Raw genomic sequence first — 11823 nt, 5'->3', positions numbered from 1 at the left:
ACTTTTATAGTTTAAGCGTTATGTTTGCATGAACATAATGTTATAAATATATATTCTTATAGGAAGAAACTAGAAAAACGCTCTTGAACACGCTTTTTAGAAAGTTTCTTCGTTTTCATGGTTGACGGATAATTTTCAGTATATTTGCTATATTGGTTGATTGTTTTCGTGGCATATTTGTAGGAAAGCGGTAACCTATTTCCTATTGCTTTCTATATATAAGTTTGCTTTTAATGATTTATAGATTAGTCAACCCAATTTCATAGAAAAGTTTAGCATATTCACAATCGTTCTTGTTACCGATTTTCAATCTAACACGAATTTATTGGATGAAAGCACGGAAGAAACACACCTTTACTACTTATTTCCGTGTCTTCCATGCTTTCCGTGGTTTTCAAAATTCATTCCTTACATACTTTGGAATCAGTGCACTAGACTCATTATAAGATGGAAAAGGAAAATTGAGAATTACCTTGCTATGCTTTATTTCGAATGTGCATGGATAACATTTAGAGCAGCAGGATTTTTCGAATAGGTTCTAAGTGAACTAATGAAAATTCATAAATTATTTATAATAAATCGCATATGAGTAATTTGATGGCGAATAGAGTTAAACGCAGGGTATCGTGCCTTCCAAAAGCCACATATTATAAACCCAGGAAGGTTTCTCTCTGCGATCTCGTTCATGTTGATCAGAACAAGGCTGCAGATATGATGAGTATTTCCAGAAAAACCTTTTGAATTATCTGCAAAGGCCCCGACAGAAAGTGGCTGATGCCCTTGTCAATGGCAAAGCAATAGAGATCTCCAGAAGAGAGTATATAAATAGTGGATATAAATAGTGAGAAATGAAAAGTTGAATTCCTCTTGTAGCGGGTGTGAGTATAGATAGGAATTGTAGTGCAATACTGAACGCCCAGCTAGCTGTCCGAAGTGTGGCTCCGAAATCGTTTATCGAGTCTGAGGCGACAGAAAAAAAGAGGTTCATTGAGAACAATTACTGCTGCCCCAGAAGCAAGGGAAAGGCAGCAGCGGTAAATGTTAAAGCAGAAAGTGTGAAAAGTGGCAAAAGTTGCTATACCATCAGTGAGTGATAGTGGACTGGAATCTGATGTTTGTTTTCATTATGTCTCATGCGAATATTTTACTATCGTGGATGTAAACGATAAAGACATCGAGAGTGTTAAAACAGTAAGCAACTTGTCTCCTGAGATTGAGCATAATTGTGCTGCTCCATCAAAAATATTGGAATCACATAATGTCAATGCTGTGCTCATCGCGGGTATCGGCGGAAAGCCATTAATGTCACTTACGGAAAAGAATATCAATGTATTTGCAGGAATAACGGAAGCGACTTAATTAATAATGTTTGAATCGGAGCTTGAATCAGAGCTATCTAACGAGGTGAAACCGTAAGCCGACAAGAAACCAATTACTTAGTAGACCTTATTCTGACAACTCTATTTTTTGTTGTTGCAGGTACAGGTTTAGTTATGCATTTTTTAATACCTTCAGGAATTCCAAGAGGACAGTATGTAGTATATATAGGATTAACGAAAGCTACCTGGATTTGGATACACAGCAAAGCAGGAATCTTGATAGTTATTCTTATAGTTGTCCATCTTATCCTGCATGGTCAATGGATTATATGTACCACAAAGAGATTTTTCAGAAAAGGAAAGAAAAACACCATTTGTGAGACTAATACAGTGACTGATAAAGTCTGATAAGAAAATTTTTCAAAAATAATTTAAAAATCTGAGCTGAGAACATGGATGTAAAAGAGATAAATAAATATGGACAAGAACTTGTCGACTGTCTGAAACTAAAGACTTCCCCTGTTGCAGTAAAGCTGATCCCGAAAGGAGGGGAAATTCCGGAAGGAATGAAGGAAGTAGATGAAACTATGAGACACTGCCAGCTGGTTGACAGAGTGAGAAGAACAGGCGAGGAGTTCTATACCCTTATCGAAGACCAGATGTGTAAAGGTGGCGCTGGCGCAATGGGCCTTGGCGAGATGCCTCCAAAGGTCGCAAGTGGAGAATTTTATTTTAATAAACTCAAACAGTTCAGCACCCAGGGCGCTGCAAGGCGTACCCTTGAAAGAGTTCCCAAGCTTCCCCCAAACTCAACAGAAGCTATCCTGTACTCTCCTCTGGAAAAAGCCACTTTTACTCCGGATGTTGTTGTCGTTATCAGTAATCCTAAACAAATAATGTTACTCACACAGGCTGCAATGTACAAAACCGGAGGCAGGATCGAAGCGAGTTTTGCAGGAAAGCAGAGCCTGTGCTCCGATGGGGTTGTGAATGTATACAAAGAAGGCAAAATCGGAGTCACAGTCGGTTGCAGCGGCAGCAGAACATACTCCAAAATCGCAGACGAAGAAATGATTATGGGAATTCCCATTGAACTTCTGGCTGATGTGGCTGCTGGCCTTAAAGAAATCTGCCCGAAGTAAGTTTCGAAAAGTGTATCTTCAGGCTATGTAGAGTTTCTTTGAAATAACGAACACCACAACCTGAGACGAATAACCTGATACATTTTGTTTGTTTCATCATCTTGAAGCGGAACTAGATAGGTTTTTCACAAAGCCTATCTAACCTTCAAGTAAGCATTCATTCATGCCAGCCCTTTCATGAACCTACGTTTTAATAATAATAATAATAATAATAATAATAATAATAATAATAATAATAATAATAATAATAATAATAATAATAATAGTACTAATAATATTATAAAGGTAATATCAAAAACAAGATTTCTCGTAAAGGTTTAACCTGCAGAAAATCAATAGTTTTAAGGAAATCAATAGTTTAATTTTCATTCTGATTAATAAAATAAATAAGATTCTGTTTTTGAGAGATTCAGTAAGTAAAAATGTATATGCCCATAAAGTATGTTATAAAAGGAAAATGGGTTAATTAATATATATAAAGTAACTTTCCTGGGGACACATATCAGTTATAGAATATGTAAGAAGACAATTTACTTTTATTTTTCAACCTTAGTTAAAACAAAATCTTTTTGAAGTTATTAACTCTCAAAAGGTACAAGGTACACACCATCTGCTCTTTTTTGCCCTTTTAACAACTCACAATGCCTTAGAAGAGCAAACTGGTTCTCGGTTTCCAGAAGGGATATTTGAAACTTTTTTGCAATTTCTTCCTTTTTTGCTCCACCCCTGGAGACGATAAATTCATAGATGGCTTTTTGTAATTCAGTCAGGCCCTCTGTACCTTCAAGCCCGGCCTCCTTCCTGAAGAATTTCTTGGAATAAGCTGCCCAGGGATCACAGGCCTGAATCTTGTGGTGAGTTTCTATGAAACAATCTTCACAGAAAACCTTGCCTCTCTCTTCTATGCAATCTTCTTTTTCCAGTTCACACCCACAAATGTGGCATTTGACAGGATTAGTTATCTCTTCAGTCAATTTATCACCTCATTTCTTCAAACGTTCAATTCATCCAGAATTGTAAGAACCACCACAGATCCATACGCTACTGCAGGCCCACCAGCCATTACTATGGCAGTACTGACAGCCTCCAGGATCTCCTCACGAGTTGCTCCCAAACATACAGCTTCAGGAACATGTTTCCATAGGCAGTATTCGCAACGCAGAGATACTGCAATTGCAACCATCATGAGCTCTTTCGTTCTGGCACTTAATGCTCCATCCTTAATAACTTCAGAATGAAGCCCAGAGAGTGCATCCATTACTCCTGGAAGTTGTCCGGCCATAACTTTTGTCTTTTCATCCATGTCAATTTTTTCTGTCAAGATACCACTTCCTCAATATAGATGTTTTTATAAGAAGTTAAGAATCAAAAGGCACAATACAGATTTCATCTCCTATCTTCCGCCATTTCACAAGCTCACAGTGCCTTAATATTGCAAGCTGATTCCTGGCTTCCTGGGGTGTAAGCCCAAAAAGTTTAGAGATTTTTTCAGGCGTAACCCCTCCTTCTATCTGTATAAATTTATAAAGTTCTTTTTGAATATCTGTTAGACCTTCTGTGCCTTCCAGACCATGATTTTTTCTAAAGAGTTTTTTAGAACGTACAGCCATAGGATCTGCAAACTTGATTCTCTGGTGCTCTTCCAGATAGCAGTCCTCACATATTGACTTCCCATTTTCTAGAATATACTCATTACCAGGAATTTCCTTCCCGCACACAGGACATGTTACAAAGTAGGAAATACTTTGATCGAGTTCCCGATTGCCAGATTTATTCGTTTTTACCAGGCCGTGAAACTCCAGATAACTAACAATTTCGTATACTGTTGACCGGGATAATCCATATCTCACTTTTGCCTTTTTTATAACGTCTCGAACATGGAATCCGCAGTCTATATGGGCTTCTTTTATGCATTCAATTATCCAGGTTTCTTCTTCGTCAAGTACAAGTTTCATCGAATTTTCCCGCCAGACAACAAAAACACGGATTTTAGACTATACATGAAGTTTTGGATTTCCCTTTTTTACTACGGCAAATTTTTGAATTGTATTTTTCTAATTAATCTGTCTCTCTATGAGTATGAAAGTAATAATATATTAAATTATCGGTATCTATATATAGTTGATTTCTTATTATAAAAGAGAATAACAGAATATGAGAATAACAGAATATGAGAATAACAGAATATGAGAATAACAGAATATGAGAATAACAGAATATGAGAATAACAGAATATGAGAATAACAGAATATGAGAATAACAGAATATGAGAATAACAGAATATGAGAATAACAGAATATGAGAATAACAGAATATGAGAATAACAGAATATGAGAATAGAACTCAAGTTTAAAGCAGAAAGCATATATACAAAAACATCTTAGTGTAATTTGTACCTTGGTGTAATTAACATCATAATGTAATTAGTATCTTAATATAATTAACACCTAGATGTTGATTGAATACAAATAGAACTGCTACAAAACTAAATTATCCAATCCCTTAAAAAGAATCAAACGTGTCGTTATGCCCAGAAACACATACTTTCGTCATACACCTTCATTTATACTGCTCTTTCTGGCACAGAAATCCGCATATGGAGCCCTTTTATTCAAGAGACTTGACAAAGAAATGCCTTTCAATCTGATAGATACTCCTGCGCTCTACAGAGCACTTAACGATCTGGAAAAAGAGGGAGCAGTTGAAGCATACTGGGACACTTCCGAACCAGGCCCAGCAAAAAAATGGTATAAGATAACCCAAAAAGGAATCGAAAAGCTGGGTGAACTCAAGCAGGATATTGAAAGGAGAAAAAAGGACCTGGATTTTTTCCTGGAGACTTACGAAAAGTTACAAAACTGAAGCCCTGGAATTCCTGTAAATACAGAATGGAGGGGTTCTCCTGAACAGTACATACTTTTATGCCCTATCTTTTATTTTTCTTACAATCTCATACCTGAAGGATAAAAAAAGAACGAAACTCGCTCTCCTTAAAGCCTGGAAATCTTTTTCAGGCCTTCTCCCGGAAATCCTTTCAGTTATGATGTTTGCAGGAATTACCCTGGCAATCTTAAGTCCAGATATTATCTCAAAGCTTATAGGCTCCAATTCAGGTTTTTTCGGGGTAGTCCTCTCGCTAACAGCAGGATCCATTGCAATGATTCCGGGTTTTGTCGCTTTTCCTCTTGGAGCTACCCTTCTTAACGATGGGGCAGGATACGCACAGATTGCAGCCTTTGTTTCGTCACTTATGGCAGTAGGATTTGTAACCCTGCCTCTGGAGATCAAGTATTTCAGCAAACGTATGGCAATTATGAGAAACACATCTGCACTGGTAATATCTTTAGTTTTCACAATGGTGATCTGGAAGTTGATGTAATAATGAACACTGAAACTAATGCTGATAGTATGAACACTGATCTCGAAAAACCGAATACGAAATTCATACGTTCCAGCATGAACTCAGGGAGGCTAACTGCCAGGTCAAAAAATAAGAGTATAAAAGAGAGAGCATTTACCGTAGTAAAAAAATTCAGGTTTGTTATAGTCTTTGCTTTTGTAATAATAGCCTTATACTTTACGGACAACGCTGAAGGCATAAAAGCCTTCAATATATCCTTATCAAATACAAAGGAAATGCTCGGCCTGATTCCTCCTGTTTTCGTTCTCATGGGCTTGCTAGATGCCTGGGTTCCTAAAGAGACCTTTATCAGGTATATGGGGGAAACCTCGGGCCTTAAAGGAGTATTTACAGCTCTGTTTCTAGGCTCTGCTGCCGCCGGCCCCCTTTATATTGCCTTTCCCATTGCAATGCTCCTTATAAAGAAAAAAGCAAAACTGGCGTATGTGTTGTTCTTCCTGGGGGTATGGTCCACTGCAAAAATTCCCCTTTTATTGTATGAGATTTCATATATGGGAGCCAAGTTCACGGCAATTCGGATAGCAGTATGCGTTCCACTATTTCTTCTCTTTTCTCTTATAATCGAAAAAACCTTCTCAGCAGAAGACAAAGAATCTCTTGGCAGGAAAGCTGAATCCGAATTTTCCTGAAAGATTCTAATTCAAACCTTGCAGTCGCACCCTCTTTCTTTAAGGAGCTGGACCTGTTCTTCATAAGAATCCACAAACTCGTCCTGAACAGCTTTTCCTGTCGCAAGGGCAGGGTCAAGAGGAGTGTGGTGTTTGTAACCTCGCCTTGTCATTTCCTCAACCAGAGCTTCATGCCTCAGGTAGAGAGCTTTGAGCTTTCCCCTCCAGCGCATGGTTTCTGGATGGTGAGCATAGGCTTTCTTGTTATTGGTAATTATAGACCATAGGGCATGTAACTCACGGTGTTCCCCTAGAAGATGCTGCCTGCACATCTTCTCAGGAGGTATGTCCCAGATTCTCATAAGATGAATTCCTAGGACATCTATGAAAGGGTTTTCGGGAAGGGAGAAGAGTTTGAACACGAAAATTAAGACCTATGTTCTGTGTCTGATTCTTTATTCTTATACATATTTACATACTATTTGAGAAAACATATTCCATGAGACGGGGAATACTCTGGTTTTCTGGAATTTTTCTGCTGGTTGTTATATACTTATCCGCTCCTGCGCTTGCCCACGTGCCGGTATTCGGAGGGGGAGGAAAAAGTCCTGAAACAGCAATCCGGATCGAAGACCCTTCGAAATCAAGGGTGCTTTACGGAGAGATTGCTTCCAGAGATCTTCGGTATTACAGTTTTAATGTAGAAAAAGGAGAAAGAATTGTACTCGGACTCACTATTCCCGTTGAAGATGGAAATAAGGGTTTTACCCCGAACCTGATTCTTATCGGGCCGGGACTTGCGGACAAAGGAAAAGTACCCGAGAAATTGGAAGTGACCGAAGGGTATGGGGCAAAAGTGCTTTCCTACAGCCTGCCCGAGAGCCCTGTATACGAAGGGTTTACCCCAAGTGCCTTTTACTCGCTTGTTAAGCTCGATATCAAAGCTCCGGAAAGTGGAACATATTACGTTGCAGTAGGTGCAATACAGGAAGCAGGTTCGAGAAGAGGAGAAGACACAATAGATGAAAAAGGTCTGCAGGAAAGAGAAATCTCAAGAGAAGGAAATTATGGGTTAATTCTGGGATACAAAGAAACTTTTACTTTGAAGGAATGGATATCCATACCCCTGAGCCAGATAAAGATTTACCGTTGGGAAGGCCAGGGACTGTTTTTGATCTTTACTCCGCTTGTGCTAACTCTTGCAGCCGGGCTTCTAGCAATTTTCTTAAAAAGGGAAACTGTAGCTGGGTTAAGTCCTGCACACATCTCAGGAATACTTGCAGGCCTCTTCTTTCTTGGTACAGGAATGTCATATATATTCCAGATGCTGATCTCACTGAGTAAAAGTTCATTTTCCTCAGAAGTTTTTATTACTTTAACTTTAATTGTTGTCAGTTTAGGACTTGGGGTTGTTGCAATATCCTTAAGCCTCAAAGATGAAAGTTATGGCACTGGGTCCACAAGAAAACGGATTTACTTCTCTGGACTGGGGATAGCCGGGCTTTTATTCTGGGCAGGGTGGTTCATAGGACCTATTCTGGCATTTGAAGCTGCATTGTTGCCCTGGAAGCGTAAAAGAAAAGTTTAAAAACAAAAAAATAAATATTTAATAAGTTTAAAGACAAAAAATAATAAATATTTAATGAGCCTATCCCAAAAGCCACTTTACTCTTAAAATCAATTAAAAATGAAGATAAAAAATAAGAATAAAATTTCTGAAAGGAACAAAAATAGCCCCTTATCTTAATTTCATATCCAGCCTTCTGAAAAAATATAGCTGGTAAATGTCTCTTTCACAGTATCTCTTTCACAGTATCTCTTTCACAGTATCTCTTTCACAGTGTCTCTTTCACAGTGTCTCTTTCACAGTGTCTCTTTCACAGTGTCTCTTTCACAGTGCCTCTTTCACAGTGTCTCTTTCACAGTGCCTCTTTCACAGTATTACACCGGAAAGGAGCCTTTTCCAATCTTTTATTACTTAGTGATGTACCGGGGCCTCACGAGCCTGATACGTATCAGCTCTTGTGGCGAAATAAATCGTATAAAGCGCTGCAAGCCCAACAATTATGTACACAATTCTCGAAAGTGTACTTCCTACCCCGAAGATGTAATCTACAAGGTTAAAGTCGAAGAGCCCTACAAGCCCCCAATTTAATCCACCCACTATAACAAGTATAAGTGCGAGTAAGTCTACTGGATTTCTTACTGCCATAGATACCACTCCCTTTTTGCGTTAGTTATCTACGTTTTATAGTCGGGAGAAATATAAAAATCCCTGTATTAAAATCGGATCTACTTGTATTTATATGTGACTAATATAAAAATTAGAGTTTCTTAGAGAAAAAAGATAGAAAAGAAGGAATTTAATTTCATTAAAGCTTTGTCCTACAGCCCAGATTAAAGAATCAATTCCCTCATGAAAGTCCCACTGGCGAGTATCAGAGCGCACCAAATAGACCAGATATTAAATATATAGAGATTACATAAAAAATTAAATTTATAAATACTTTACCAGCCCTATAGTCAGAAATAGCTTGAGATTCATTTTCATATAGTTCAACGTATAACCTGTACTTTATTGATTTTCGATTCCAATTATCAACTAACACACAAAATGCTCCTACTACCAAAATAAAAAAGCTATCTTTTGTTGCTAAATTAACAACGGCTGGATAACTTTTAATTATCAAGAAAGTAAGTATAATGCCGTCAAGACCTATGAAATACTTATAATAATTATCTAAAGAAAAGTAATGCTGATTCATGCCTGTACACCTTATAAATTCCTATGATAAAATAAAAACATTAAGATAAATATTAACTTAATGCTTTAATGCGAATTATGTTTACCTGCTGATTGGTAGGTTTGAAGGTCAGTCTATCTAAAGAAATATATTCATTTTAAGCTCGGCTTCTGGAAGCAGGCAAACCACTTCAACCATCTGGGAAAAATGCAAATATAGGCTTCAATAAGCCTGGATACCTATCGATAAGAGTTAAAATCTTAACATACAAAATAAACAAAAAAGTTGTATAAATTTTTGGATAAAATTGAAGATTTCTACAGAGCCGAATATTTATCAATATATGATTTAACGTCGAACTTTCTTTTACTGCCCTCGTAACTCATGTATCTTATTTTTCCAAAAATTTCCCTTTCCTGCCAGGCACGGTCATGAACTCCTCCAATACTCCAGGCGATTCCAGCATATCCATTCGGGTCTCGTCCATCCAGTTCGTATTTATCATTCAGGTAGATTGCAGTCTCGAGGGCTTTTTCGGGCGATTCACTCCATTCGAGAATCTTCTTTGCCCAGTACATCCGCATATAACTGTGCATTTTCCCTTTTCTGATTAGTTCTATCTGGCTGGCGTTCCAGAGGGGGTCATATGTCCTTCCTGTTTCCAGTTCTTCCAGTGTAAAGATATGACTTCTTTGATCACGCCTGTGAGAGTTAAGGGTTTTCTTTGCCCAGTCAGGAAAGCCATCAAAACTATCATAAAAAGGATTATAATAGCAGAAATTATCGGCAAGCTCCTTACGCACAAGGAGTTCATCGAGAAATACTCTTTTTGATTCCAGGTCAGCTTTTGCTTTTTCTACTTTGAGAGCTACCCTTTGAGCCGAGATCTGCCCAAAGTGCAGATAAGGAGAGAGATTGGATAAGGCATCTTTAGTTGGGTCATTTCGCAGGGAGGAGTAAGAGTCAAGCTTATTAGTGAGAAATTCATCCATAACTTTTCGTGCAGCAGTTTCTCCAGCTTCGAAAAGCGCAAGATCAGGTAAAAAACCGGCTTTTTTTTCAAGAAACTCCCCTGGAAGACGAGTTCCAATTCCGCTTTTTTGAACTTCTGAAAACCTTTCCGCTTTTCCGGATCTCACGGCGATTTCAGGAAATTCGAGATTTGTTTCAAGCTCAGGATACTCCGTAAGAAATTCAGGAAGAAGCCTTAAGAGTTTAGGACGGAAAGTATGGGCAGCATATTCCTGCTTTTTAGAAGCTTCCCAGCAAGGAACGACGTTGTGGGCATCCACCTCAAAGAAGGGCACCTTAATGCTTGATGCGACTTTTTCTGTCCATGTCCTCTTAATCCTAAGTGGACTAAAATCAGTAATAAGAGTTCCAATCCCATATTTCTCAATAAAATCTGGAATTTTTTCTTCAGGGTCTCCTTGAAGGAAAAAGAATGGAATTTTTTTCCTTGCAAGGGTAGCTTCAACTTCCTGCAACCCCTTGAGCATAAACTCATATTGTCTTCTTATAGCTCCCAGAAATTTATCTACAAGACAAAAGACCACAAAAACAGGCACATCGGCTTCCAACGCTATTTTTCGGGCAAAAAGAAGAGCCCAGTTGTCCTCAACCCTCTGGTCACGGCTCATCCAGTAAGCAACCGGTCCTTTGCCTGGTTTCCCGGATAGAATAGTCCGAATGCGTTTAGGGTTCATTAATGGTTTTTGGGATCCAGAATATATAGAGCTAACATAAAGGTAATAAAAAGAAAGATCGTGTTAAACAAAAATCCTCGATCAATTTAAACAGGAGTTTTAGAAAAAATATAAAGTTATAATCACAACATTTTAAAAGTTTTTAAAACTCAAAAACCTGCCCATCGTATCCAAGAGGTAAAAATAAAGATTCGATATGGTGAGGACGAAACAAATGACTGAGATGGATCAAAGCTATTTTTTTTGCATTGAGCTGCTCTGCAAGTGCCATGGCCTCCTCTGAGTTCATGTGTTTTTTGATATGGATATTGGGCGGCACTATAGCGTCGGCAATAAGAAGATCCGGATTTTCCATAAGCTCCAGGCTGGCTTCGGGAATTTCTGAGTTTGTATCTCCTGTAATCACTACTTTTTTATCACCTTCACGGATTATAACCCCTGTAGGAACCTCTACAGGAGGATGGTTGACTTTAAAAAGAGTGAATTGCAGCCCGATTAGGTCGAAGGGTTCATAGAGTTTCACATAATGGTACCTGGGTTTCAGGAAGTAAACGTACTGGTTTATGTATTCAATGTTTTCCTGAACTCCATAAACATCAACCTTATTTTGAACTCTGTAGAACTCTCCAAATCCGGAGTAATGGTCATAATGTCCGTGCGTCCAGATTACCCCATCTACACAGGACAGGTTTTGTTTGAGAAATTGTTGCCTTAGATCAGGGCTGGTGTCAATGAGGATCTTGCCCTTATCGGACTCTACAAGGATAGAAAAACGAAGACGCTGACTCTTTCCACCTTTTCGGGCATCCTCGCAGGCAGGGCAATTACATCCAATTTTAGGAGTTCCGACAGCATCGCCGGTCCCAAGCAGCGTTAGCCTCAT

At 38.4% G+C, this 11823-nt stretch carries 18 protein-coding genes and 1 pseudogene; 10 read left to right on the top strand and 9 right to left on the bottom strand.

All coding sequences use genetic code 11. The features are described from left to right. Nucleotides 1-421 precede the first annotated feature (421 nt). The 6 genes and pseudogenes from MSBRW_RS21690 to MSBRW_RS02575 form a co-directional block, all read left to right on the top strand. Nucleotides 422-535, top strand: a pseudogene (locus tag MSBRW_RS21690) (IS5/IS1182 family transposase); the annotation flags it as partial. A 62-nt stretch (nt 536-597) separates the two neighbouring features. After that, on the top strand, nt 598-741 hold the full coding sequence (locus MSBRW_RS22835; protein ID WP_196298019.1) for a hypothetical protein: 144 nt from the start codon (nt 598-600) through the stop codon (nt 739-741). Between the two features lie 137 nt (nt 742-878). Beyond that, the gene (locus tag MSBRW_RS22830) at nt 879-1094 is read left to right on the top strand and encodes a hypothetical protein (protein ID WP_196298018.1); all 216 of its coding nucleotides are present in this window, start codon (nt 879-881) and stop codon (nt 1092-1094) included. Continuing rightward, a complete protein-coding gene (locus MSBRW_RS02585) occupies nt 1063-1359 on the top strand; it encodes a NifB/NifX family molybdenum-iron cluster-binding protein (RefSeq protein WP_048103146.1) in 297 nt (98 codons plus the stop codon). The genes MSBRW_RS22830 and MSBRW_RS02585 overlap by 32 nt, the downstream gene beginning before the upstream one ends. Before the next feature lie 89 nt (nt 1360-1448). Continuing rightward, the gene (locus MSBRW_RS02580; protein WP_155398398.1) at nt 1449-1727 is read left to right on the top strand and encodes a DUF4405 domain-containing protein; all 279 of its coding nucleotides are present in this window, start codon (nt 1449-1451) and stop codon (nt 1725-1727) included. A 44-nt stretch (nt 1728-1771) separates the two neighbouring features. After that, the gene (locus MSBRW_RS02575) at nt 1772-2461 is read left to right on the top strand and encodes a DUF169 domain-containing protein (protein ID WP_011305549.1); all 690 of its coding nucleotides are present in this window, start codon (nt 1772-1774) and stop codon (nt 2459-2461) included. Nucleotides 2462-3039: 578 nt separating this feature from the next. On the opposite strand, the gene MSBRW_RS02570 is transcribed toward MSBRW_RS02575, so the two are convergent. The 3 genes from MSBRW_RS02570 to MSBRW_RS02560 are packed head-to-tail and all read right to left on the bottom strand — an operon-like array spanning nt 3040 to nt 4416. Continuing rightward, the gene (locus MSBRW_RS02570; RefSeq protein WP_011305550.1) at nt 3040-3435 is read right to left on the bottom strand and encodes an LIM domain-containing protein; all 396 of its coding nucleotides are present in this window, start codon (nt 3433-3435) and stop codon (nt 3040-3042) included. Between the two features lie 17 nt (nt 3436-3452). Continuing rightward, the gene (locus MSBRW_RS02565) at nt 3453-3782 is read right to left on the bottom strand and encodes a carboxymuconolactone decarboxylase family protein (RefSeq protein WP_048102483.1); all 330 of its coding nucleotides are present in this window, start codon (nt 3780-3782) and stop codon (nt 3453-3455) included. 37 nt (nt 3783-3819) lie between these two features. Continuing rightward, nucleotides 3820-4416: a B-box zinc finger protein gene (locus MSBRW_RS02560; RefSeq protein WP_011305552.1), complete on the bottom strand. Its 597-nt coding sequence runs from the start codon at nt 4414-4416 to the stop codon at nt 3820-3822. 571 nt (nt 4417-4987) lie between these two features. Here MSBRW_RS02560 and MSBRW_RS02555 point away from each other — a divergent pair. Beyond that, nucleotides 4988-5323 (top strand): PadR family transcriptional regulator, encoded by a 336-nt coding sequence (locus MSBRW_RS02555; RefSeq protein ID WP_011305553.1) that lies wholly within the window; start codon nt 4988-4990, stop codon nt 5321-5323. Nucleotides 5324-5380: 57 nt separating this feature from the next. Here MSBRW_RS02555 and MSBRW_RS23165 read toward each other — a convergent pair whose 3' ends face one another. Continuing rightward, nucleotides 5381-5614: a hypothetical protein gene (locus MSBRW_RS23165; protein ID WP_198137180.1), complete on the bottom strand. Its 234-nt coding sequence runs from the start codon at nt 5612-5614 to the stop codon at nt 5381-5383. A gap of 4 nt (nt 5615-5618) precedes the next feature. Here MSBRW_RS23165 and MSBRW_RS23160 point away from each other — a divergent pair, with 4 nt between their 5' ends. After that, nucleotides 5619-5840, top strand: coding sequence for a hypothetical protein (locus MSBRW_RS23160; RefSeq protein WP_198137181.1), 222 nt, complete (start codon nt 5619-5621; stop codon nt 5838-5840). A gap of 2 nt (nt 5841-5842) precedes the next feature. Beyond that, on the top strand, nt 5843-6511 hold the full coding sequence (locus MSBRW_RS02545; RefSeq protein WP_198137182.1) for a permease: 669 nt from the start codon (nt 5843-5845) through the stop codon (nt 6509-6511). An 11-nt stretch (nt 6512-6522) separates the two neighbouring features. Here MSBRW_RS02545 and MSBRW_RS02540 read toward each other — a convergent pair whose 3' ends face one another. After that, a complete protein-coding gene (locus MSBRW_RS02540; protein ID WP_011305556.1) occupies nt 6523-6852 on the bottom strand; it encodes a pyrimidine dimer DNA glycosylase/endonuclease V in 330 nt (109 codons plus the stop codon). A 137-nt stretch (nt 6853-6989) separates the two neighbouring features. On the opposite strand from MSBRW_RS02540, the gene MSBRW_RS02535 reads away from it, so the two are divergent. Further along, nucleotides 6990-8078, top strand: coding sequence for a hypothetical protein (locus MSBRW_RS02535; RefSeq protein WP_011305557.1), 1089 nt, complete (start codon nt 6990-6992; stop codon nt 8076-8078). A 390-nt stretch (nt 8079-8468) separates the two neighbouring features. Here MSBRW_RS02535 and MSBRW_RS02530 read toward each other — a convergent pair whose 3' ends face one another. From MSBRW_RS02530 to MSBRW_RS02515, 4 genes are all read right to left on the bottom strand, one after another. Next, nucleotides 8469-8702 (bottom strand): DUF378 domain-containing protein, encoded by a 234-nt coding sequence (locus tag MSBRW_RS02530; protein ID WP_011305558.1) that lies wholly within the window; start codon nt 8700-8702, stop codon nt 8469-8471. A 226-nt stretch (nt 8703-8928) separates the two neighbouring features. Continuing rightward, the gene (locus MSBRW_RS02525; RefSeq protein WP_011305559.1) at nt 8929-9255 is read right to left on the bottom strand and encodes a hypothetical protein; all 327 of its coding nucleotides are present in this window, start codon (nt 9253-9255) and stop codon (nt 8929-8931) included. A gap of 296 nt (nt 9256-9551) precedes the next feature. Further along, complete coding sequence (locus tag MSBRW_RS02520; protein ID WP_011305560.1) at nt 9552-10940, bottom strand: deoxyribodipyrimidine photo-lyase; 1389 nt, start codon at nt 10938-10940, stop codon at nt 9552-9554. Nucleotides 10941-11082: 142 nt separating this feature from the next. After that, nucleotides 11083-11823 carry an MBL fold metallo-hydrolase gene (locus MSBRW_RS02515; RefSeq protein WP_011305561.1) on the bottom strand — a complete coding sequence of 247 codons (741 nt, stop codon included), beginning with the start codon at nt 11821-11823 and terminating at the stop codon, nt 11083-11085.

Source organism: Methanosarcina barkeri str. Wiesmoor (assembly GCF_000969985.1).
GTDB lineage: Archaea > Halobacteriota > Methanosarcinia > Methanosarcinales > Methanosarcinaceae > Methanosarcina > Methanosarcina barkeri_B.
The sequence above is the reverse complement of the archived record's forward strand: the minus strand, read 5'-3'. Positions and strand labels throughout refer to the sequence as shown.